Consider the following 22,065-nt stretch of genomic DNA (forward strand, 5'->3'; position numbering starts at 1 on the left):
GTCGGCCGCTGACAGCCTATCCATCCCGGCCCCGTAGCATGTGCCCGTGCCGGAGCCCAGATCACCCTTCACCGCCGGGGCCGCCGTGCGCCGCCAGGCGGTGCTCACGGGGGCCCTCCTGGCGCTCGCGGTCATCGCCCTGCTCGGCATCGCCGGGCACGCCCCGCTCGCGGGGATGCTGCTGAGCGCCGAGCTGCTCGTCCTCGCCGCCCTGCGGCTGCTGCTGCCCACCCGCGCGGTCGGCGCGCTCGCGGTGCGCTCCCGGCTCGTCGACGTCGTCTGCCTCGTCGCGCTGGGCATCGCGATCGGCGCGCTGACGGGCTCCCCGAACCTCTGATCCGGGAGTGTGCCGAGCGCCTCCCCGGAGGCCCCGCCGGCACGGTTCCGAGCAGGCCCGCGGGTATGGCACGATCGCGGCGTGCCCACCGATTCCGCCCGCCTGCACGCCGTCTTCGACCTCGCCATGAGGGTCGGCGAGGGCCTGCTGACCAACGGCGCCGCGGCCTCGGAGGTCACCGCGACCGTCCTGCGGATCACGAGCTCCTCGGGCCTGCGCAACGTGGCCGTCCAGGTCACCTTCGACGAGGTCACGATCTCCTACCTGCCGGACGAGCTCTCCGCCCCCTTCACCCGCGTGCGCGCCGCGAGCGAGCGCGTGCAGGACTTCGCGCGGCTCGCCGCCTACGAGGACGTCACCTTCGGCTACATCAGCGGTGACCTCTCCCTCGAGGAGGCCCGCCACCAGGCCGCCGCGATCCCGCAGGAGAAGCCGCCCTACCGCCTGTCCCTCGTCTGCGCGGGCTTCGGCCTGCTCGGCGGCGGCGCCGCGCTGAGCCTCGGGGCGAACTGGCTCGTGGTGATCGCCGCGACCCTCGCCGCGGCCCTGATGATCCTGGTGGACACGGTCCTCACCCGGCGGCGCATCCCGCGCTTCTACAGCCAGGCCCTCGGCGGCTTCCTCGCGGTGGGCGTCGCCGTGCTGCTCGGTGCGCTGGACCCCTCGCTGAACCCGTCGATCGTCGTCGTCGCGTGCATCATCGTGCTGCTCGCGGGCCTCACCTCGATCGGTGCCATGCAGGACGCCGTCACCGGCTGGTACGTGACGGCCGCCGGGCGGATCCTCGAGACCCTCATGCTCACGGTCGGCATCGTCGCCGGTGTGCGCGGAGGGCTGCTCGTCGCGGACCTCGTGGGGGTGGACGTGTCGATCTCCTCCGCGACCCCGGTCTCCCTCGCCTCCGTGCTCGTCCTCGTGGTCGCCGGAGCCGTCATGGGCCTCGGGTTCGGGGTGGGTGCCCAGGTCCCCATGCGGATGCTCGCCGCGGTCGCGCTGGTCGCCGCGGGCTCGGCGGGGCTCTCGCACCTGCTGAGCGACGTCGTGGACCGGGTCTACGCGGTCGGCGTCGCCTCCTTCCTCGTCGGCGTCGCGGCCGTGGTGCTCGGCGACCGCATGCGCGCCCCCACGCTCGTGTTCGTCATGGGCGGCGTGGTGCCGCTCGTCCCGGGCAGCCGGATCTACCGGGGCCTGCTCGCCCTCGGCGACGCCGTGCCCGACGGCGCGCTCGAGCTGTTCAGCGCCGGGGAGATCGCAATCGGCATCGCCGCCGGCGCCGTGCTGGGCCAGCTGCTCGCCTCGCGGGTCGTCGGCGCCCGCCAGATCGCCTACACGCCGATGATCTCGGTGCCCTTCACGACGATGCGCCGCCGTCGCCTCTCCGTGGGCACGCGCCGCCGCGCCCGTGGTCGTGACGGCGTGGCCCTCGTCGAGCCGTCTACGATGACCGGTGAGATGACAGCGCTGTCCCCCTCGATGCTCGAGGAGCTCGACCCCACCTCCGCCGCGGGGGACCGCCGCACCGATCCCGAGGAGCGAGCATGACCTCTCCCGCACTCGTCGCCGTCGGCGGCTACTCCACGAGCGGCTCCGGCCGCGGCACCGGCATCGCGCTCCTGCGCGTGACCCCGGACGACTCCGGCGCCGCCGCGGAGACCCTCTGGGAGGTGGCCGCCGCGGATCCCTCGTTCCTGCTCTGGAGCGCCGACGGCTCCCTCCTGCACGCGGTCACCGAGACCAGCCCCACGCACGTGCTCACCCTCCGCGTCGCGGAGGACGGCTCGAGCGGGGAGATCATCGGCGACCTCGAGCTCGCCGGCTCCGGGGGCTGCCACCTCGCGCCCGGCACCCGACCGGACACCCTGCTCGTCGCGAACTACGGCTCGGGCTCGGTCGAGACGGTGCGTCTGGACGCCGAGGGCCTGCCCGTCGAGCTCCTCGACCTCGACGACCACCACGACTACGCGGAGGACCGCGACCCGCACCCGCACCAGGTGGTGCGGCTGCCGGGCACCGAGCTGATCGCCGTGCCGGACCTGGGCCTGGACCGCGTGGTGCTCTACCGGCAGGTGCAGACCGGCCACATCGAGCCGGCCGGGGAGATCCCCTTCAGCCGCGGCAGCGGGCCCCGGCACCTCGCGGCGGACCACGAGTCCTCCCAGCTCCTCGTGAGCTGCGAGCTCTCCGGCAAGGTCGGCGTCGCCGTGCGCGGCGAGGTCCCGCAGGACGTCGGCGCGCTGCAGGTCATGCGCGGCCCGGAGCTCGAGTGGTCGGTGCGCTCGATGGTCCCCGCGTCCGGACGCCCCGAGGAGTCGGCGCTCTCGCACGTGGAGCTCGCCGCGGACGAGCACCACGCCCTCGTCGCCAACCGGGGCCCGGACACGATCGCGCTGTTCAGCCTCGCCGGCATGCGTCCCGAGCTCGTCGCGGAGGTGCCCGTCGGCGCCCACCCGCGGCACTTCACCCAGCTGGGGACGACGATCCTGGTCGCCGCGCAGGAGAGCGACCGCATCGACGTGCTGCGCCGCCACCAGGACACCCTCGAGGTGGCGGGGGACCCGATCCCCGCCCCGAGCGTCTCCTGCCTCGCGCCTCGCCCCTGATCCTCGGCGACGGCCCGCCGTCCTCTGGCCGGTCCTGGACGCCGCGGCGGGCTGGCCCTGGCTAGACTCTGCCGGGCGCCCGCCCCCCTGCCCCGCTCTGGAGGACCCACCATGACCCCTGCCACCACCGCCGGCACCCCCGTGCTCTCGGCCGCCCCGGACCGCGCGGCCGCCGCCGCGCGTGCCGAGCAGCTGTTCGTCGAGTCCTACGGGTACCGCCCCGACGGCGTGTGGTCGGCCCCGGGCCGGGTCAACATCATCGGCGAGCACGTCGACTACCAGGACGGCCTGTGCCTGCCGATGGCGATCTCGCACCGCTGCTTCGCGGCCGCCGCCCGCACGCCCACGGACCGCGTGCGCCTGCGCTCCGCGCAGGACGACCTCCAGCTCGACCTCGACGCGGCGGCCCTCGAGCCGGGCGCCGTCGAGGGCTGGCCCGCCTACGTCGCCGGCGTGCTCTGGGCGCTGCGACCCTTCATCTCGGGCGCGCACACGCAGGGCATGGACATCCTCATCGATGGCCAGGTGCCGCTCGGCGCGGGGCTCTCGAGCTCCGCGGCCCTCGAGTGCGCAGCGGCGGAGGCGATCGACGCCCTCCTGACCCTGGGCACCGCCCCGCTGGACCGGGTGCGCGCGGCGATCACCGCGGAGACCGACTTCGCGGGCGCCTCCACCGGCGGACTGGACCAGTCCGCCTCGGTGCTCTCCCGTGCCGGCCACGCGCTGTACCTGGACTGCCGCGACTTCTCCACGCGCCCCGTGCCGTGGGACCTCGCCGGCCAGGGCCTCGCGCTGCTCATCACGGACACGCGCGCCGAGCACTCCCACGTGGACGGCGAGTACACGGCCCGTCGGGCGGACAGCGAGCGGGCCGCGGAGGCCCTCGGCGTCGCGACCCTGCGGGACGTGGACGCCTCGCGGCTCGAGGAGCTGCTGCCGCGTATCGAGGACGATGTCGTGCGCCGCCGTGCCCGGCACGTGGTCACCGAGATCCAGCGGGTCCGGGACGTCGACGCCCTGCTCGCCGAGGGCACCGTGCGGGAGCACGTCGCGGAGCTCGGCGCGCTGCTGAACGCCTCGCACGACTCCCTGCGGGACGACTACGAGGTCACCGTCGAGCAGCTCGACGTCGCGGTGGACGCCGCCCGGGCGGCCGGGGCGCACGGCGCCCGCATGACCGGCGGCGGCTTCGGCGGCTCGATCATCGCGCTCGTGGAGGCCGATGCCGCGGGCGGTGTCGCCGCGGCGATCGCCGAGGCCTTCGCCCAGCGCGGGTTCACCGCCCCGGAGTTCTTCCTCGCCCTGCCCTCGGAGGGCGCGGGTCAGGACCGCTGATCCACCGTTGCTGCCGCTGAGGGCGGGGGAGCGGCGAGCCAGTCCGCGACCCCGGCCCGCAGCCGGGCGGCGGTGGCGGGATCCGCCGCGGAGATCCCGATCGAGGAGAGGGCCAGCGCGGCGAGCTCCTCGTCGGTGAGGCCGACCCGCCGGGCGATCGCGTACTGCTCCACGAGCCGGGAGCCGAACAGCAGCGGGTCGTCGGCCCCCAGGGCGATCTGCGCCCCGGCCCCGACGAGCGCCCGCAGCGGGACGTCCTCCGGCTCGGCGACGACGCCCAGGGAGGCGTTCGAGGCGGGGCACAGCTCGAGGCCGATCCCCTGCTCGACGATCCGCTCGAGCAGGCGCGGGTCCTCCGCGGAGCGCACCCCGTGGCCCAGGCGCCGCGGGGCGAGCGCGTCCACGACCGCCTCGACGTGGGCGGGCCCGAGCAGCTCACCGCCGTGGGGGAGCGACCACAGCCCCGCCTCGCGGGCGATCCGGAACGCGGGGGCGAACTCGGCGGTCACCCCGCGGCGCTCGTCGTTGGACAGCCCGAACCCGATGACGCGGCCGGCGTGCCGGGCCGCGAGCCGCGCGAGGGTCCGCGCGTCGAGGGGATGCCGCGTGCGGGAGGCGGCGACGACGATGCCGACGCTCACGCCCGTCGCGCGCTCGCTCGCCTCGGCCTCGTCGAGCACGATCTCGAGGGCGGGGGAGAGCCCGCCGACGAAGGGGGCGTAGCTCGTGGGGTCCACCTGCAGCTCGAGCCGGCCGGAGCCCTCGGCGGCGTCGTCCTCGACGGCCTCCCGCAGGATCCGCCGCATGGCCGCCTCGGAGTCCACCACCGCACGGGCGGTGTCGTACTCGCGCTGGAAGCGGAACCAGCCGCGGCGGGTCGGCTCGACCTGCAGCGCGACGTCGTCGGTGAGCGAGCGCGGCAGCCGCAGGCCCCGCTCCTCGGCGAGCTCCCGCAGCGTCCCCGGGCGCATCGACCCCGTGAAGTGCAGGTGCAGATGCGCCTTGGGCAGCGCCGCGAGGTCGCGGCCCGTGCTCATGCGCGCCGCCCGCCCGCCGTCACTCGGAGAGCAGGGCGATGACGCGGTCGATGCCCTCGGCGAGGTCCTCGTCGCCGAGCGCATAGGAGAAGCGCAGGTGCCCGGGGGCGCCGAAGGCCTCTCCCGGCACCGCGGCGACCTCGGCGTGCTCGAGGATCGCGGAGGCGAGGTCGGAGCTGGTCTCCACACGGGTCCCGCGGATCTCCCGGCCCAGCGCCCCGGTCACCTCGGGGAAGGCGTAGAAGGCGCCCGTGGGGGTGGGGACCGAGAAGCCGGGCACCGCGGAGAGCTTCTCGACGATCGTGCGACGGCGGCGGTCGAAGGCCTCGCGCATCTCCTCGACGGTCTCCATCGGACCGGTGAGCGCGGCGATCGCCGCGCGCTGGGCGACGTTGTTGACGTTCGAGGTGAGGTGGCTCTGGAGGTTGGACGCGGCGGCGATGACGTCCTTCGGGCCCACCATCCAGCCCACGCGCCAGCCGGTCATGGCGAAGGACTTCGCGACGCCGCCCAGCAGCACGGTGGTCTCCGCGAGCTCCGGGACGGCCTTCAGCACCGAGGTGAAGGCGACGCCGTCGTAGGTGAGGTGCTGGTAGATCTCGTCGGTGATCACCCACAGGTGGTGCTCGAGCGCCCAGCGGCCCAGCTCCTCGACCTGCTCCGGGGTCATGACCGCGCCGGTCGGGTTCGAGGGGGAGCACACGAGGATCGCGCGGGTGCGCTCCGTGCGGGCCGCCTCGAGCTGCTCGATCGTGGGGAGGTAGCCCTGGTCGGCTCCTGCGAGGACGGGCACCTCGACGGCGCCGGCGAGACGGATCGCCTCGGGGTACGTGGTCCAGTACGGCGCGGGCAGGATGACCTCGTCACCCGGGTCCAGGAGCGTCGCGAAGGTCTGGTAGACGGCCTGCTTGCCGCCGTTGGTGATGAGCGTCTGCGCGGGGGAGAACTCGAGCCCGGTGGAGGCGGCGACGCTCGCGGCGACGGCTGTGCGCAGCTCCGGGAGGCCGGCGGAGGCGGTGTAGCGGTGGTTCGCCGGGTCCTGCGCGGCGGCCACGGCGGCCTCCACCACGTGCGCGGGCGTCGGGAAGTCCGGCTCCCCGGCGCCGAAGCCGATGACCGGCCGGCCGGCGGCCTTGAGGGCCTTCGCGGCCTGGTCGACGGCGAGCGTCGCGGAGGGGGCGATCGCGGCGATCCGCTGGGAGATGCGGTGCTCGCGTGCGCTGAGGGACGGGGCGGGAAGGGCGTCGTCGGTGCTCACGGGCCTATCGTGGCAGAGCGGGCGTCGTCCCGCCAGGATGACCGGCGATCGGCCGCCGGCGCGCGATCGGGCGGGGCGCGACGGGGGAGCGGGACGACGAGTGTGACGTGGGTCCGGTCCGCCGCGGACGGATTCGCCCCGGGTCCCGGCTGCTTGTATGCTGGTCCTCGGCCCTCGGGCCCACGGGGTTCGCCCCGTGAAGGGTAGTGGCGCAATTGGTAGCGCAGCGGTCTCCAAAACCGCAGGTTGCAGGTTCGAGCCCTGTCTACCCTGCCCGTCCGGCCGGGTTCGTCCGGCTGGATGCGGATGACGACGACCAGATCGGACCCTGCAGACGTGAACTCCAGCCGGAACGACGAGGCCCAGGCCTCACGCAACCCGTTCGTGGCGATCGGTCTGTTCGTGCGCCAGGTGATCGCCGAGCTCCGCAAGGTCGTCGTCCCCACCCGCAAGGAGCTCGCGGTCTACACGCTGACCGTGCTGCTCTTCGTGGCCGTGATGATCGCCTTCGTCTTCGGCGTCGACGCCCTGTTCAGCTGGCTGTCCCGGCTCACCTTCGCGGTCCCTGACTGAGCGGGATCCGCAGCAGTCCCACCGGACCACGGTCCGATCCGATCCCCAGCTGTCAGGAAGGCAGGTTCACGACGGTGAACGAGCAGACCTCCACCCCCGAGGACTCCTACGACGACGTCGACGACTCGCTGTCGTTCTCGTCCTCCCCCGAGCAGGGCGCCGACGACGCGACCCTCGAGGCCTCCGAGGAGCCCGCCGCCGTCGAGTCCGTCGACGTGGACCCCGCCGAGGCCGTCGCGGCCGACGAGGCCCCTGCCGACGACTCCGCCGAGGAGCCGGTCGAGGGCGCGCCCGCCGAGAGCACCGACGCCGAGGACGCCGACGAGGACGCCGCCGCGTCCGAGGGCTCCGAGGAGCCCGAGGAGGAGGACCCGGTCGCGGTCCTCAAGCGCCACCTGCGCTCCGCGCCCGGCGACTGGTACGTCATCCACTCCTACTCCGGTCACGAGAACCGCGTGCGCACGCAGCTGACCACGCGCATCGAGACGCAGGACATGGAGGAGTACATCTTCCAGGTCGAGGTCCCCATGGAGGACGCGACCGAGATCAAGAACGGCCAGAAGAAGATCGTGCGCCGCGTGCGCATCCCCGGCTACGTGCTCGTGCGCATGGAGCTCGCCGAGGAGTCCTGGCGCGTCGTCCGCGACACCCCCGGCGTCACCGGCTTCGTGGGCAACGCGACCGATCCGACCCCGCTCTCCTTCGACGAGATCTTCTCGCTGCTGTCCCCGTCCGTGGGCCTGCCCGAGAAGAAGCGCTCCGGCTCCGGCGCGCCGTCCAAGGCCGCCGCCAAGGCCGTGCCGGCTTTCGAGATCGGCGAGTCCGTCACCGTCATGGACGGTCCCTTCGAGACGATGCCGGCGAGCATCTCCGAGATCGACAGCGAGCACCAGAAGCTGCAGGTGCTGGTCTCGATCTTCGGCCGCGAGACCCCCGTCGAGCTCGCCTTCGACCAGGTCGCCAAGATCTGATCCCCCGGACCCCGGCGTCGGCCGGACGAAGATCACCCTTCGTCCCGCTCGACGGCGGCGCGGCGCACAGGTAGCGTCGCATCCGGTCCTCGCGCGCCCCGGCTCGCAGGGCCAGTGGGAGGAGCGCTTGATGAGCTCCGCCCGGACCACGACACAGTAAGGAAGAGCAATGGCTCCCAAGAAGAAGATCGCGAGCATCATCAAGCTCCAGATCCAGGCCGGCCAGGCCACGCCTGCGCCGCCCGTGGGTCCCGCGCTCGGCGCTGCCGGCGTGAACATGATGGAGTTCGTCAAGGCCTACAACGATGCGACCGCCGATCAGCGCGGCAACATCATCCCGGTCGAGATCACGGTGTACGAGGACCGCTCGTTCACCTTCATCACCAAGACCCCGCCGGCCGCCGAGCTCATCAAGAAGGCCGCCGGTCTTCCCAAGGGCTCCGCCACCCCTCACACCGTGAAGGTCGGCAAGATCACCCAGGCTCAGGTCCGCGAGATCGCGGAGACCAAGATGCCTGATCTGAACGCGAACGACATCGAGGCCGCTGCGAAGATCGTCGCCGGCACCGCTCGTTCCATGGGCATCACGGTGGAGGACTGACGACATGGCATTCCGCAGCAAGGCTTACAAGGACGGCGCCGCCAAGATCGAGGCCGGCCGCCAGTACTCGCCGCTCGACGCCCTGCGCCTCGCGCAGCAGACGAATCCGGCGAAGTTCGATGCCTCGGTCGAGGTCGCGATGCGTCTCGGCGTCGACCCCCGCAAGGCTGATCAGATGGTGCGCGGCACCGTCAACCTGCCCAACGGCACCGGCAAGACCGCCCGCGTGATCGTCTTCGCGACGGGCGCGCAGGCCGAGGCCGCTCTCGCGGCCGGCGCCGACGAGGTCGGCGACGACGAGCTCATCGAGAAGGTCGCCGGGGGCTGGACCGACTTCGACGCGGCCGTGGCCACGCCGAACCTCATGGGCAAGGTCGGCAAGCTGGGCCGCGTGCTCGGCCCCCGCGGCCTCATGCCGAACCCGAAGACCGGCACGGTCACGATGGACGTCACGAAGGCTGTGAACGACATCAAGGGCGGCAAGATCGAGTTCCGCACCGATCGTGCGGCGAACCTGCACTACATCGTGGGCAAGGTCTCGTTCTCCGACCAGCAGCTGGTCGAGAACTACGTCGCCGCCCTCGAGGAGATCCTGCGGCTCAAGCCGTCCTCCTCGAAGGGTCGCTACATCACGAAGATCACCGTGTCCACCACCATGGGCCCGGGCATCCCGGTCGACGTGAACCGCACCCGCAACCTCCTCGAGGACACCGACGAGGCCTGAGCCCCGTCGTCCTCCTGCGACGAGCCCCCGCATCCCTCGAGGACGCGGGGGCTCGTCCGCTTCCGCACGGCCCCGGCCGGGTGGGCCCTCGTCCGCGTCGCGGGTGTGACGTGCGTCCGAGTGCTCCCTGATCCGTGGCGCCGGGGGAGGGGGCTGGTCTAGGCTGGACCTACCGAAGACCGCCGGTCGTCGCCCTCCATCCGGAGGACGACCGAAGGATTCCCCCACGGGATGGCCTGCGCAGGTGAATGAAGCGACCCGCACGGTCGCGCCCTCCGCGGGGAGGAATCCCCCGGTGAGCCGGATCGTGCGTCTGGCCTCGACACCTGCGTGTCGAGGCCTTTTCCCGTTCCGGGACTCCTTCAGCCGGCGGCGAGAGACCTCTGGAAGGAGGGCCATGGCGAACCCCGAGAAGGTGGACGCCGTCGCCGAGATCGCGGAGCTGTTCCGCGAGTCCGACGCCGCCGTCATCACCGAGTACCGCGGGCTCAGCGTCGGCCAGCTCAAGCAGCTGCGTCGTTCGCTCGGCTCCGACACTACCTACGCCGTGGTGAAGAACACGCTCACGGAGATCGCCGCCCGCGAGGCCGGCATCGACGCCTTCGATGGCACGCTCAGCGGTCCCACCGCCATCGCGTTCATCAAGGGTGAGCCCGTGGAGCCCGCGAAGGCTCTGCGTGACTTCGCCAAGGATCACGACGCGCTCGTGATCAAGTCCGGCTACTTCGAGGGCAAGGCGCTCTCGGAGGACGACGTCAAGAAGCTCGCGGACCTCGAGTCCCGCGAGGTCCTGCTGGCCAAGGCTGCCGGCGCCATGAAGGCGTCGATGTCCAAGGCCGCTGCCGTGTTCCAGGCGCCGCTGTCCAAGGCAGCGCGCACCGTGGACGCGCTCCGCGCCAAGCAGGAGGCCTGAGCCCCCCGGCTCAGCCCGTAGAACCTGGCGCGTGAGCGCCGTCAACACCACCGGGACACCGTCCCACCGACAGGAAGGAACGCCACCATGGCGAAGCTCAGCAACGACGAGCTCATCGAGGCTTTCAAGGAGATGTCCCTCATCGAGCTCTCCGAGTTCGTGAAGCAGTTCGAGGACGTCTTCGACGTGACCGCCGCCGCTCCCGTGGCCGTCGCCGCCGCCGGCGGTGCCGCCGCTGACGCCCCGGCCGCCGAGGAGAAGACCGAGTTCGACGTGGTCCTCGAGTCCGCCGGCTCCGCGAAGATCGGCGTCATCAAGGAGGTGCGCGCGCTCACCTCGCTCGGCCTCAAGGAGGCCAAGGAGCTCGTCGACGGCGCGCCCAAGGCCGTCCTCGAGGGTGTCAAGAAGGAGGACGCCGACGCCGCCAAGGAGAAGCTCGAGGCCGCCGGCGCCACCGTCACCGTCAAGTGATCCGAGGCGCCCTCGCGGCGCCGTGCATCGCTTCGTGAGGAGCCGTCCCGCTGTGCGGGGCGGCTCCTCCGCCGTTCCCGGGGGAGCGCGAGGCGGGGTGCGTGGCCGGCCGTGACCAGCGCGAGCGCGCGAGCCGAGGCTCTATGGGGAGCGCCGCGCCGCGCCGGGGGAGCGGCGCGTGCTTGACTCCGAGGCCGCCGAGGTCCAGAATCTTCCCCGTAACAACGCTGCTGTTCCTGCCGCAGGACCCCCGGGGCACCGGGTGCGGTCACGTCGAGAGAGACGGGCAGGAGGCAGGCCTTCCGCGCCAGGCATATGGTGGTCGACGCGGATGGACCGGGCTCTGGTGGCCCTTGCGTCCATCCGTGCATTTGTGTATGCTCGGTCCTTGCGCTGTGCGTCGTCCACGGGTCCCGCTGCTTCACGCTGCTCCACCTGTGCCTCATCGCCCCCGGAGGACGCTCGCCGCGCCTGGGAACCCGTCATCGGCCTGTGGAAGGACCCCACCCTTGGCTGCCTCGAGCACCGACCTCACCACTGACATTCAGCTGCGCACCGCTTCGCCGCGAGTCACCTTCGCGAAGCTCGGAGACCCGATCGAGGTCCCTGATCTGCTCAGCCTGCAGACCACGTCCTTCGACTGGCTGCTGGGCAACGAGCGCTGGCAGGAGCGTGCCGCCGAGGCCGCCGCCGCCGGCCGCGAGGACGTCCCGCAGACCTCCGGTCTCGCGGACATCCTCGAGGAGATCTCCCCGATCGAGGACTTCGCCGGCAACATGTCGCTGTCGTTCCGCGACCACACCTTCGACGACCCGAAGTACACGGTCGACGAGTGCAAGGAGAAGGACCTCACCTACGCCGCTCCGCTGTACGTCATCGCGGAGTTCATGAACAACGAGACCGGTGAGATCAAGACCCAGACGGTCTTCATGGGCGAGTTCCCGCTCATGACGGACAAGGGCACCTTCATCATCAACGGCACCGAGCGCGTCGTCGTCTCCCAGCTCGTGCGCGCCCCCGGCGTGTACTTCGAGGAGAGCATCGACAAGACCTCGGACAAGCACATCTTCTCGACGAAGATCATCCCGTCGCGCGGTGCGTGGCTGGAGTTCGAGATCGACAAGCGCGACCAGGTCGGCGTGCGCATCGACCGCAAGCGCAAGCAGTCGGTCACGACCCTGCTGCAGGCCCTCGGCATGTCCCACAGCGACATCCTCGAGGAGTTCGGCGAGTTCGAGTCGATGCGTTCGACCCTGGAGAAGGACCGCGTGTCCTCCCAGGACGAGGCGCTCATGGACATCTACCGCAAGCAGCGTCCGGGCGAGCCGCCGAGCCGCGATGCGGGCGAGGCCATGCTCAACAACCTGTACTTCAACCACAAGCGCTACGACCTCGCGAAGGTCGGCCGCTACAAGATCGGCAAGAAGCTCGGTCTCGAGGGCAGCCTCTCGGAGTCGACCCTGCGCCTGCAGGACATCGTCGCCGCGATCAAGTACATCGTCGCGCTGCACGACGGCGTCACCGAGTACACGAGCGTCGACGGCCGCACGGTGCGCGTCGAGACCGACGACATCGACCACTTCGGCAACCGTCGCATCCGCGCCGTGGGCGAGCTCATCCAGAACCAGGTCCGCACGGGCCTGTCCCGCATGGAGCGCGTCGTCCGCGAGCGCATGACCACGCAGGACGTCGAGGCGATCACCCCGCTGACCCTGATCAACATCCGCCCGGTCACGGCGGCGATCAAGGAGTTCTTCGGGACCTCCCAGCTCTCGCAGTTCATGGATCAGAACAACCCGCTGTCGGGCCTGACCCACAAGCGCCGTCTCTCCGCGCTCGGCCCGGGCGGCCTCTCGCGCGACCGCGCCGGCATGGAGGTCCGTGACGTCCATCCGTCGCACTACGGCCGCATGTGCCCGATCGAGACCCCTGAGGGCCCGAACATCGGCCTCATCGGCTCGCTCGCGACCTTCGCGCGCATCAACCCGTTCGGCTTCATCGAGACCCCGTACCGCAAGGTCGTCGAGGGTCGCGTGACGGACGAGATCGTCTACCTCACCGCCGACGACGAGGACCGCCTGGTCATCGCCCAGGCGAACGCGAAGGTCGGCGAGGACGGCACGTTCCTCGAGGACGCCGTGCTCTCCCGCACCACGGGCGGCGAGCCCGAGCTGGTCCCGCCGGCCGAGGTCGACTACATGGACGTCTCCGCGCGTCAGATGGTCTCCGTCGCGACCGCGATGATCCCGTTCCTCGAGCACGACGACGCCAACCGCGCGCTCATGGGCTCGAACATGCAGCGCCAGGCCGTGCCGCTCCTCAAGACCGAGATGCCGCTCGTCGGCACCGGCATGGAGCGTCGCGCCGCCGTGGACGCCGGCGACGTCATCGTCGCCTCCAAGGCCGGCATCATCGAGGAGCTCTCCGCGGACCTCATCGTGGTGATGGCCGACGACGGCACCCGCCAGACCTACCCGGTGCCGAAGTTCGAGCGCTCCAACGCGGGCAACTGCTACAACCACCGCGTGCTCTGGAACGAGGGCGACCGCGTCGAGGCCGGCTCCGTCCTCGCCGACGGCCCCTCCACCGACGAGGGCGAGCTCTCGATGGGCAAGAACCTGCTCGTCGCGTTCATGTCCTGGGAGGGCCACAACTACGAGGACGGCATCATCCTGTCCTCGCGGATGGTCCAGGACGACGTCCTCACCTCGATCCACATCGAGGAGCACGAGGTCGACGCGCGCGACACCAAGCTCGGCAAGGAGGAGATCACCCGCGACATCCCCAACGTCGGTGACGACGTCCTCGCGGATCTCGACGAGCGCGGCATCATCCGCGTCGGCGCCGAGGTGCAGCCGGGCGACATCCTCGTCGGCAAGGTGACCCCGAAGGGCGAGACCGAGCTGACCCCGGAGGAGCGCCTGCTGCGCGCGATCTTCGGCGAGAAGGCCCGCGAGGTGCGCGACACCTCGCTGCGCGTCCCCCACGGCGAGACCGGCACGGTCATCGGTGTGCACGTGTTCAACGACGAGGAGGACGGCGACATCCTCCCGACCGGCGTGAACGAGATGGTCCGCGTCTACGTGGCCCAGAAGCGCAAGATCACCGACGGCGACAAGCTCGCCGGCCGCCACGGCAACAAGGGCGTCATCGCGAAGATCCTGCCCGTGGAGGACATGCCGTTCCTCGAGGACGGCACCCCCGTGGACATCATCCTCAACCCCATGGGCGTGCCCGGCCGCATGAACATCGGCCAGGTCATGGAGACCCACCTCGGGTGGGTCGCCAAGTCCGGCTGGGACATCGACCCCGAGAGCGAGACCGCCGCGGAGCTCCCGGCGTCGGCGCTGCACGGCGAGCCCGGCACCCCCGTCGCGGTCCCCGTCTTCGACGGTCTCTCCGCGGAGGAGGTCACCGGCCTGATCGCGAGCCACCGCCCTAACCGGGACGGCGAGCAGATGGTCAAGGCCTCCGGCAAGGCGCAGCTGTTCGACGGCCGCTCCGGCGAGCCGTTCCCGGACTCGATCTCCGTGGGCTACATGTACATCCTGAAGCTCCACCACCTCGTGGACGACAAGCTGCACGCGCGCTCCACCGGCCCGTACTCGATGATCACGCAGCAGCCCCTGGGCGGTAAGGCCCAGTTCGGCGGCCAGCGCTTCGGCGAGATGGAGGTGTGGGCCCTCGAGGCCTACGGCGCCGCGTACGCCCTGCAGGAGCTGCTGACCATCAAGTCGGACGACATCTCGGGCCGCGTGAAGGTCTACGAGGCCATCGTCAAGGGCGAGAACATCCCCGAGCCCGGCATCCCGGAGTCCTTCCGGGTGCTGCTCAAGGAGATGCAGTCGCTGTGCCTGAACGTCGAGGTCCTCTCCTCCGACGGCACCGCCCAGGAGGTGCGCGAGAGCGACGAGGAGGTCTTCCGCGCCGCGGAGGAGCTCGGCATCGACCTGTCCCGCCGTCCCCACGAGGGCGTCGGCTCCATCGAAGAGGTCTGAGCGACGGGGTGGGACGGGAGCGCACCTCGCGCCCCGCCCCACCGCCCCCGCCCTGATCCCTCAGACCACACGACTTCAGATTCGAGAGAAGGACACCTGTGCTCGACGTCAACACCTTCGACGAGCTGCGCATCGGCCTCGCGACCGCCGATGACATCCGCGCCTGGTCGCACGGCGAGGTCAAGAAGCCGGAGACCATCAACTACCGCACCCTGAAGCCCGAGATGGACGGCCTCTTCTGCGAGCGCATCTTCGGCCCCACCCGGGACTGGGAGTGCTACTGCGGCAAGTACAAGCGCGTGCGCTTCAAGGGCATCGTCTGCGAGCGCTGCGGCGTGGAGGTCACCAAGTCCTCCGTGCGCCGTGAGCGCATGGGCCACGTGGAGCTCGCCGCCCCCGTCACCCACATCTGGTACTTCAAGGGCGTGCCGAGCCGTCTCGGCTACCTGCTGGACCTCGCGCCGAAGGATCTCGAGAAGATCATCTACTTCGCCGCCTACATGGTGACCTCCGTGGACGAGCAGGCTCGCCACGAGGACATGCCCGATCTCCAGGCCCGCCACGACCTCGAGGTCAAGGAGCTGGAGAAGGAGCGCGACGCGGCCCTGAACGACCGCGCCGTCTCCGCGGAGAAGGACCTCGCCCAGCTCGAGGAGGAGGGTGCCAAGGCCGACGCGAAGCGCAAGGTCCGCGACTCCTCCGAGCGCGAGCAGGCCCAGATCCGCAAGAAGTACGACGCCGAGATCGACCGCATCACCCGCGTGTGGGAGCGTTTCAAGGGCCTCAAGGTCGCCGACCTCGAGGGCGACGAGCAGCTCTACCGCGCGATGAAGCTGCGCTTCGGCACCTACTTCGAGGGCGGCATGGGCGCCGAGGCGATCCAGAAGCGCCTCCAGGACTTCGACCTGGACGCCGAGGCCGAGCTGCTCCGCGAGATCATCGCGACCGGCAAGGGCCAGAAGAAGGCCCGCGCCCTCAAGCGCCTCAAGGTCGTCTCCGCGTTCCGCTCGACCACCAACTCGCCCGTCGGCATGGTGCTCGACGCGGTCCCGGTCATCCCTCCGGACCTGCGTCCGATGGTGCAGCTGGACGGCGGCCGCTTCGCGACCTCCGACCTCAACGACCTGTACCGCCGTGTCATCAACCGCAACAACCGCCTCAAGCGGCTGCTCGACCTCGGCGCCCCCGAGATCATCGTGAACAACGAGAAGCGCATGCTGCAGGAGTCGGTCGACTCGCTGTTCGACAACGGCCGCCGTGGTCGCCCGGTCACCGGGCCGGGCAACCGCCCGCTGAAGTCGCTCTCCGACATGCTCAAGGGCAAGCAGGGGCGCTTCCGCCAGAATCTGCTCGGCAAGCGCGTGGACTACTCCGCCCGCTCCGTCATCGTGAACGGCCCGCAGCTGAACCTGCACCAGTGCGGTCTGCCCAAGACCATGGCCCTCGAGCTCTTCAAGCCCTTCGTCATGAAGCGCCTCGTCGAGCTCAGCCATGCGCAGAACGTCAAGGCCGCGAAGCGGATGGTCGAGCGCGCCCGCCCCGAGGTCTGGGACGTGCTCGAGGAGGTCATCACCGAGCACCCGGTGCTGCTGAACCGTGCGCCGACCCTGCACCGCCTGGGCATCCAGGCCTTCGAGCCGCAGCTCGTCGAGGGCAAGGCCATCCACCTGCACCCGCTCGTGTGCGCCGCCTTCAACGCGGACTTCGACGGCGACCAGATGGCCGTGCACCTCCCGCTCTCCGCGGAGGCGCAGGCCGAGGCCCGCATCCTGATGCTGTCCTCGAACAACATCCTCAAGCCGTCCGACGGTCGCCCGGTCACCATGCCCGCACAGGACATGATCATCGGTCTGTACCACCTCACGACCGTCCGCGAGGACGCCGTGGGCGCCGGGCGCCAGTTCTCCTCGGTCGCCGAGGCGATCATGGCGAACGATGCCCGCGAGCTGCACCTCAACGCGCCCGTGAAGATCCGCTTCGAGGACATCGTCCCGCCGAGCGGCTGGGAGGCTCCGGAGGGCTGGACCGAGGGTGACCCGATCATCCTCGAGACGACCCTGGGCACCGTCTACTTCAACGAGACGCTGCCGGTGGACTTCCCGTTCGTGCAGGGCCAGGTCGGCAAGAAGCGCCTCGGCTCGATCGTCAACACGCTCGCCGAGCGCTACGACAAGGGCCAGGTCGCCGCGTCCCTGGACGCGCTGAAGTCCTACGGCTTCTCGTGGTCGACCCGCTCGGGTGTGTCCTTCGCGCTGTCCGACGTCGTCGCGCCCCCGAACAAGGGCGAGATCATCTCGAAGTTCGAGGCGAAGGCCGCTCAGGTCCAGGAGAACCGCGACCTGGGTCTGGTCTCCGAGGCCGAGCGCAACATCGAGCTCATCGACATCTGGACCGAGGCGACCAACGAGGTCGACAACGCCATGCGTGAGAACTTCGAGCGCTCCAACACCATCTTCCGGATGGTGGACTCGGGCGCCCGAGGCAACTGGATGCAGATCCGTCAGATCGCCGGTATGCGCGGCCTGGTGAACAACCCGAAGGGCGAGATCATCCCGCGCCCGATCCTCTCCAACTACAAGGAGGGTCTCTCGGTCCTGGAGTACTTCATCGCGTCGCACGGCTCCCGCAAGGGCCTCGCGGACACCGCGCTGAAGACCGCCCAGTCCGGCTACCTCACGCGTCGTCTCGTCGACGTCTCGCAGGACGTCATCGTCCGCGAGGCCGACTGCGGCACCTCGAAGGGCCTCACCCTCGCGGTGACCGTCGAGGAGGCCGGCGCGATCGTCCCGGCGGAGAACCTCGAGACGACCATCCACGGACGCATCCTCGCGGCCGCCGCCCTCGGTGCGGACGGCCAGGAGGTGCTGCCCGCGGGTGCGGAGATCGGCGACGTGCAGATCGAGCAGCTGGTCGCGGCGAACGTCCGCGACGTGAAGATCCGCTCGGTGCTGACCTGCGACTCCGCGGTGGGCACCTGCGCGAACTGCTACGGCCGCTCGCTGGCCACCGGTCAGCTCGTGGACATCGGCGAGGCCGTCGGCATCATCGCGGCGCAGTCGATCGGCGAGCCCGGCACGCAGCTGACCATGCGTACCTTCCACACCGGTGGTGTGGCGAGCGCGGACGGCGACATCACGCACGGTCTGCCGCGTGTGCAGGAGCTCTTCGAGGCCCGCACCCCGGCCGGCTTCGCGCCGATCACCGAGGCCGCAGGTCGCCTGGAGATCGAGGAGAGCGACAAGCAGCGCAAGCTGACGGTCACGCCGGACGACGGCACCGACCCGATCACCTACACGGTCTCCAAGCGCGTCACCCTGCTGGTGGCGGACGGCGATCACCTCACGGTGGGCCAGCAGCTCTCGCAGGGCTCGGTCGACCCCAAGCAGGTGCTGCGCATCCTCGGCCCGCGGGCCGTGCAGAAGCACCTGGTGGACGAGGTCCAGAAGGTCTACGTGTCGCAGGGTGTGGACATCCACGCCAAGCACATCGAGGTCATCGTGCGCCAGATGCTGCGTCGCGTCACGGTCATCGAGTCCGGCGACGCGGATCTGCTGCCCGGCGACTTCGCCGAGCGCGTGATCTTCGAGCGGGAGAACCGTCGGGTGCTCTCCGAGGGCGGTCAGCCCGCCTCCGGTCGCCCGGAGCTCATGGGCATCACGAAGGCGTCGCTCGCGACGGACTCGTGGCTGTCGGCGGCCTCCTTCCAGGAGACCACCCGCGTGCTCACCGAGGCTGCCCTGAACCGCCGCAGCGACTCGCTGGTGGGGCTCAAGGAGAACGTCATCCTCGGCAAGCTCATCCCGGCCGGCACGGGTCTGTCCCGCTTCCGCAACATCGCGGTCGAGCCGACCGACGAGGCGAAGGCGCAGATGTACCAGGTGCCGGGCTACGACGAGCTGGACTTCTCGGGCTTCGGCTCGACCGGCTCCGTGAACCTGGACGACATCGACTACGCGGATCCGTTCCGCACGGACTTCCGCTGAGTCGAGCCTGCTGAGGGCCCTGCGGCCCGCACGCTCCTGACGGGGCGGTCCCACCTCCGGGTGGGGCCGCCCCGTCGGCGTTCCCGGGGCCGGTGACCTCGCCGCGCACGTCGGCCGGACTCGCCCGCGCGGGCCTCGACGCCGGGCGCCCGCGCCCCGGCGGGCGATGGGCCGGACGGGACGGGCGAGCTGGGATACTGACCCGATGGGACGGGGCGGACAGGCGGCGCGCGCGGCGGGGGAGCGGCGCATGCGCCCGGGCGAGCCCCGCGGGGCCACCCGCCGCCGGCTCACGTTCCCACCTCGGCTGCGCGAGCGGCTGCTGGGGCCGCGCGTGATCGATCCTCCGCTGCGCCTGTTCGCCGGGCTCTTCGCGGTGGCCATGGTGCTGCCCTCCCCGGGGACCGATCTGCTGCGCGCCGACTACCTCACCGAGGCCGCGGCGGCGGCGCTCCTGCTCGTCGCCACGGTGCGGCCCACGTTCGCGCTGGTGCTGATCCTGCCGGGCGAGGCCGTGCACGCCGTGCTGGCCCCCGCGGACCCGACCCCGTTCCTCGCGACCTGCGCGACGGTGGTCGCCGTCTCGGCCGCCGGCCGTCGCTGGCGCCTGCTGCTCGCCGCGACGGGCGTGTACGTGGCGCTCATGCTCCTGGGCGGCATCGTGAGCCCGGACCGCACCTTCGGCATCGACCGGACCGAGCTGATCCTGTGGCTGCTGACGATGATCCTGGGGCTCAGCGCGGCCGTGCTCCAGGCACGGATCGACGCGGAGATCCGTCGCCGCGAGCGGGCGGCCCGGCTGGCCGAGCAGGAGCTGCAGCGACTGCGGGTCGAGCTCGCCACTGACACCCACGACACGGTCTCCCACGCGCTCGCGACCGAGGCCGCGATCATCCGGATGATGGGGCGGTCGCGGGAGGAGGGGCTCGACGAGCGGGTGCTCTCGGAGCTCGCCCTCGTCAACGCCCGCGCGCAGCGTCAGCTGCGGCAGCTCCTCGCGCGTCTGCACTCGCCCCGGGACTCCGACGACGTCGTCGACCTGAGGCGGGAGATCCCGGCCTCCCTCGAGGCGATCCGCTCGGGGGCGCGCGCGGGAGGCTTCGACCTCCTCACCGCGCGCGGCGACCTGCCCGGACGGGTCGAGGCGCGATTCGCCGCGGAGGTGCAGCTGATGCTCTTCGAGCTCGCCACGAACGTCCTCAAGCACGCGTGCTCGCCGGACGGCGCCTCGGTGCGGGCAGGCCTCGCGGAGGGTCCCGGTGTGCAGGCGCTCCTGCTCGTCTCCCGGAACGTCGTGGAGGGGACGGATCCGGTCTCCCCGCGCACCCTCACGCGCCGCGCCCGGGCGCTCGGCGGGGACTGCTCGGTGGGGCACGGCCCGGGGAGCACCCTCGAGGTGCGGGTGCTGCTCCCGGTGCCCGCGCTCCCCGAGACGGATCCCCCGGGGGCGGAGGGCGAGGAGGTCCTCGACGGGCCCGTGGCGGTCGGTGCCCTCGGCCCGGACACGTCGCCCGAGGGACGTGCGGCGGAGGGCCGGGGACCGGGTCGTCCCCGCCGCCGGGAGCATCTCCTCCGCGCGGGGGAGGCCGAGGATCGCCGTGCCGGGGTGGAATGAGGCCATGCGCCTCCTCGTCGCCCTCCTCCTCGCCGCCGGGTCGTTACTGACGACCTCGCAGCATGCGGACGCGCTGGTTCCGTGCTCGCCCGGAGCGCAGCGGGCGGAGGGGGCCGGCGCGCCGGCGACCGTCGGCGTCCCCGAGGGCGGTGTCCCCGCGGAGGGGGCCGTCGTGCTGCTGCGGCTGCCGGGGGAGATCCGGTGGGGATGCCTCTACTGGCGGTTCACCGACCACGAGCGCTTCCAGAGGGACTGCACATGAGCGCCGACGCGCCCGTCGTCCGGGTGCTCATCGTCGACGACGACCGCTGGACCACGCGCGCCGTCGCCGCCGTGCTCGGCGACGACCCGGGGCTGACGGTGCTCGAGCCCGAGCACAGCGGGGAGGACGCGATCGCCGCGTACCGCGCGCTGCGCCCGGACGTCGTGCTCATGGACGTGAACATGGCGCCCGGGATGAACGGCATCGACGCGACCGCCGAGATCCTCCGCCTGGACCCCGCGGCCCGGATCGTGCTGCTCACGACCGTCTCCCCGGGCCCGGGGATCGCGCGTGCCCTCGAGGCGGGGGCCATCGCCGCGGTCGCCAAGACGGCCGCGGAGGAGGTGCTCGTGGACACGGTGCGCCGGGCCGCGGCGGGGGAGGCCCCGCTGCGCCTGGGCACCCTCGCGGAGGACATCGTCATCAGCGGGGACGTGCTGCCGGAGGCGCCGGCGACGGCCCCGCGCCTCACCGAGCGCGAGCGGGAGACCCTGCGCCTGCTGTGCCAGGGACTCGAGTACGAGCAGATCGCGCAGCAGCTGTGCGTCGAGGTGAGCACCGTGAAGAGCCACGCCCGCAGCCTGCGCGAGAAGCTGGGCGCGGCGAACCACGCGCAGCTGATCATCCAGGCCGTGAAGCACAAGTACTTCACCCCCGCCTGATCCTCGTCGCAGCGCGCAGGCTCGACGATCCTCCCGGGGACCTCCTCCGTACGGGGGAGGACACCCCGCGGCGGATCTCCGTACGGTGGACCGGTCAGGGCACGGGTGCCGGTGACGGCGGGGAGGAGCACGTGATGTCGGGGGAGAGGTCACGCCGCTGCCTGCTCCCCGTCGTCACCCTCGCGGCGACGGCCGTCCTGCTCCTCGCCGTCGATCCGCTGCTCGCGGGCGCGCCGTGGTGGCGTGCCGAGGCGGCCCTGCTGCGCCCCGCGCTGCTGCCCGCGCTCCTCGCCTGGCTCGTGCTCTGCACGGGCGCCCTCACGGCCGTCGCGATGCGTCCCACGCGCGGCGCCTCGACCCTCGCGGCGACCGCGGTGCTCGGCGGGGCGCTGCTGCCGGCCGTCGTCGGCTCCGTCCTGCTCGGCAGCGTCTTCCCCGCGTCCAGCCCGCTCTGGGGGAGCGTCGTCCTCGGTGCGGCGGCCGCGACCTGGAGCGTGCTCTCCGTCTCCCGTCGTGCGTGGCAGGGAGCACGCGGCGGGTCGTCCGAGGTGACGGAGACCGCGCCGAACCTCAACGCTTCGTAAAGACTCCCTGGGCGTCTCCCCAAAGTCCGCTGGCGGCCCTTCCGCCGCGCCGCGCGCGCCCGGGAGGATCGACCACGGCGGAGAACACCGCGCGAACTTCCCCCGCAGCACCTCGTGACCCGAGGACGCGCTCGCGCCCGC

General features: G+C 71.6%; 18 protein-coding genes and 1 tRNA gene. 17 read left to right on the plus strand and 2 right to left on the minus strand.

Translation table 11 applies throughout. The features are described from left to right. Positions 1-46 precede the first annotated feature (46 nt). The 4 genes from ABD080_RS08885 to galK all read left to right on the plus strand — a co-directional run bounded on the left by ABD080_RS08885 (position 47) and on the right by galK (position 4,272). Positions 47-337 (plus strand): DUF3017 domain-containing protein, encoded by a 291-nt coding sequence (locus ABD080_RS08885; protein WP_137770103.1) that lies wholly within the window; start codon positions 47-49, stop codon positions 335-337. An 81-nt stretch (positions 338-418) separates the two neighbouring features. Beyond that, positions 419-1,879 (plus strand): threonine/serine exporter family protein, encoded by a 1,461-nt coding sequence (locus ABD080_RS08890; protein WP_137770104.1) that lies wholly within the window; start codon positions 419-421, stop codon positions 1,877-1,879. Continuing rightward, positions 1,876-2,937 (plus strand): lactonase family protein, encoded by a 1,062-nt coding sequence (locus ABD080_RS08895; RefSeq protein ID WP_137770105.1) that lies wholly within the window; start codon positions 1,876-1,878, stop codon positions 2,935-2,937. The genes ABD080_RS08890 and ABD080_RS08895 overlap by 4 nt, the downstream gene beginning before the upstream one ends. Positions 2,938-3,048: 111 nt before the next feature. Then, positions 3,049-4,272 (plus strand): galactokinase, encoded by a 1,224-nt coding sequence (gene galK / locus ABD080_RS08900; protein ID WP_343904434.1) that lies wholly within the window; start codon positions 3,049-3,051, stop codon positions 4,270-4,272. On the opposite strand, the gene ABD080_RS08905 is transcribed toward galK, so the two are convergent. Both ABD080_RS08905 and ABD080_RS08910 read right to left on the minus strand, forming a co-directional pair. Continuing rightward, complete coding sequence (locus ABD080_RS08905; protein WP_137770107.1) at positions 4,260-5,309, minus strand: adenosine deaminase; 1,050 nt, start codon at positions 5,307-5,309, stop codon at positions 4,260-4,262. The two genes, galK and ABD080_RS08905, sit on opposite strands and share 13 nt — an antisense overlap. Before the next feature lie 19 nt (positions 5,310-5,328). After that, a complete protein-coding gene (locus tag ABD080_RS08910; RefSeq protein WP_137770108.1) occupies positions 5,329-6,567 on the minus strand; it encodes a pyridoxal phosphate-dependent aminotransferase in 1,239 nt (412 codons plus the stop codon). Positions 6,568-6,767: 200 nt separating this feature from the next. Between ABD080_RS08910 and ABD080_RS08915 the strand changes: the two genes are divergently transcribed. The 13 genes from ABD080_RS08915 (at position 6,768) to ABD080_RS08975 (ending at position 21,924) form a co-directional block, all read left to right on the plus strand. Then, positions 6,768-6,840 (plus strand) — tRNA-Trp (locus ABD080_RS08915). 63 nt (positions 6,841-6,903) lie between these two features. Next, the gene (secE, locus tag ABD080_RS08920; RefSeq protein ID WP_240811261.1) at positions 6,904-7,140 is read left to right on the plus strand and encodes a preprotein translocase subunit SecE; all 237 of its coding nucleotides are present in this window, start codon (positions 6,904-6,906) and stop codon (positions 7,138-7,140) included. A 74-nt stretch (positions 7,141-7,214) separates the two neighbouring features. Then, the gene (gene nusG, locus ABD080_RS08925) at positions 7,215-8,111 is read left to right on the plus strand and encodes a transcription termination/antitermination protein NusG (RefSeq protein WP_137770110.1); all 897 of its coding nucleotides are present in this window, start codon (positions 7,215-7,217) and stop codon (positions 8,109-8,111) included. Between the two features lie 169 nt (positions 8,112-8,280). Further along, on the plus strand, positions 8,281-8,712 hold the full coding sequence (rplK, locus tag ABD080_RS08930) for a 50S ribosomal protein L11 (protein ID WP_137770111.1): 432 nt from the start codon (positions 8,281-8,283) through the stop codon (positions 8,710-8,712). Positions 8,713-8,716: 4 nt separating this feature from the next. Then, positions 8,717-9,436 (plus strand): 50S ribosomal protein L1, encoded by a 720-nt coding sequence (gene rplA / locus ABD080_RS08935; RefSeq protein WP_137770112.1) that lies wholly within the window; start codon positions 8,717-8,719, stop codon positions 9,434-9,436. Positions 9,437-9,833: 397 nt separating this feature from the next. After that, positions 9,834-10,349, plus strand: coding sequence for a 50S ribosomal protein L10 (gene rplJ / locus ABD080_RS08940; RefSeq protein ID WP_137770113.1), 516 nt, complete (start codon positions 9,834-9,836; stop codon positions 10,347-10,349). 87 nt (positions 10,350-10,436) lie between these two features. Then, complete coding sequence (gene rplL, locus ABD080_RS08945; protein WP_103384855.1) at positions 10,437-10,820, plus strand: 50S ribosomal protein L7/L12; 384 nt, start codon at positions 10,437-10,439, stop codon at positions 10,818-10,820. A 509-nt stretch (positions 10,821-11,329) separates the two neighbouring features. Then, positions 11,330-14,818: a DNA-directed RNA polymerase subunit beta gene (rpoB, locus tag ABD080_RS08950; protein ID WP_137770114.1), complete on the plus strand. Its 3,489-nt coding sequence runs from the start codon at positions 11,330-11,332 to the stop codon at positions 14,816-14,818. A 98-nt stretch (positions 14,819-14,916) separates the two neighbouring features. Beyond that, positions 14,917-18,801 (plus strand): DNA-directed RNA polymerase subunit beta', encoded by a 3,885-nt coding sequence (locus ABD080_RS08955; RefSeq protein WP_343904435.1) that lies wholly within the window; start codon positions 14,917-14,919, stop codon positions 18,799-18,801. A 205-nt stretch (positions 18,802-19,006) separates the two neighbouring features. After that, on the plus strand, positions 19,007-20,416 hold the full coding sequence (locus ABD080_RS08960; protein WP_343904436.1) for a sensor histidine kinase: 1,410 nt from the start codon (positions 19,007-19,009) through the stop codon (positions 20,414-20,416). Between the two features lie 4 nt (positions 20,417-20,420). Beyond that, positions 20,421-20,678: a hypothetical protein gene (locus tag ABD080_RS08965; protein WP_343904437.1), complete on the plus strand. Its 258-nt coding sequence runs from the start codon at positions 20,421-20,423 to the stop codon at positions 20,676-20,678. Beyond that, a complete protein-coding gene (locus ABD080_RS08970; protein ID WP_240811262.1) occupies positions 20,675-21,340 on the plus strand; it encodes a response regulator transcription factor in 666 nt (221 codons plus the stop codon). Before ABD080_RS08965 ends, ABD080_RS08970 begins: the two co-directional genes overlap by 4 nt. Before the next feature lie 134 nt (positions 21,341-21,474). Beyond that, positions 21,475-21,924, plus strand: a complete 450-nt coding sequence (locus ABD080_RS08975; protein ID WP_168197976.1) for a hypothetical protein — start codon at positions 21,475-21,477, stop codon at positions 21,922-21,924. The last annotated feature ends 141 nt before the right edge of the window (positions 21,925-22,065 follow it).

Origin of the sequence: Brachybacterium rhamnosum (genome assembly GCF_039526185.1) — a bacterium.
GTDB classification, from domain to species: domain Bacteria; phylum Actinomycetota; class Actinomycetes; order Actinomycetales; family Dermabacteraceae; genus Brachybacterium; species Brachybacterium rhamnosum.

What these genes read in the sequence shown, in the direction of transcription:
- ABD080_RS08895 (WP_137770105.1), top strand. Translation starts at nt 1,876, where the DNA reads ATGACCTCTCCCGCACTCGTCGCCGTCGGCGGCTACTCCACGAGCGGC.
- galK (WP_343904434.1), top strand. Translation starts at nt 3,049, where the DNA reads ATGACCCCTGCCACCACCGCCGGCACCCCCGTGCTCTCGGCCGCCCCG.
- ABD080_RS08905 (WP_137770107.1), bottom strand. Translation starts at nt 5,309, where the DNA reads ATGAGCACGGGCCGCGACCTCGCGGCGCTGCCCAAGGCGCATCTGCAC.
- rplK (WP_137770111.1), top strand. Translation starts at nt 8,281, where the DNA reads ATGGCTCCCAAGAAGAAGATCGCGAGCATCATCAAGCTCCAGATCCAG.
- rplA (WP_137770112.1), top strand. Translation starts at nt 8,717, where the DNA reads ATGGCATTCCGCAGCAAGGCTTACAAGGACGGCGCCGCCAAGATCGAG.
- rplJ (WP_137770113.1), top strand. Translation starts at nt 9,834, where the DNA reads ATGGCGAACCCCGAGAAGGTGGACGCCGTCGCCGAGATCGCGGAGCTG.
- rplL (WP_103384855.1), top strand. Translation starts at nt 10,437, where the DNA reads ATGGCGAAGCTCAGCAACGACGAGCTCATCGAGGCTTTCAAGGAGATG.
- ABD080_RS08960 (WP_343904436.1), top strand. Translation starts at nt 19,007, where the DNA reads ATGGGACGGGGCGGACAGGCGGCGCGCGCGGCGGGGGAGCGGCGCATG.
- ABD080_RS08965 (WP_343904437.1), top strand. Translation starts at nt 20,421, where the DNA reads ATGCGCCTCCTCGTCGCCCTCCTCCTCGCCGCCGGGTCGTTACTGACG.
- ABD080_RS08970 (WP_240811262.1), top strand. Translation starts at nt 20,675, where the DNA reads ATGAGCGCCGACGCGCCCGTCGTCCGGGTGCTCATCGTCGACGACGAC.
- ABD080_RS08975 (WP_168197976.1), top strand. Translation starts at nt 21,475, where the DNA reads ATGTCGGGGGAGAGGTCACGCCGCTGCCTGCTCCCCGTCGTCACCCTC.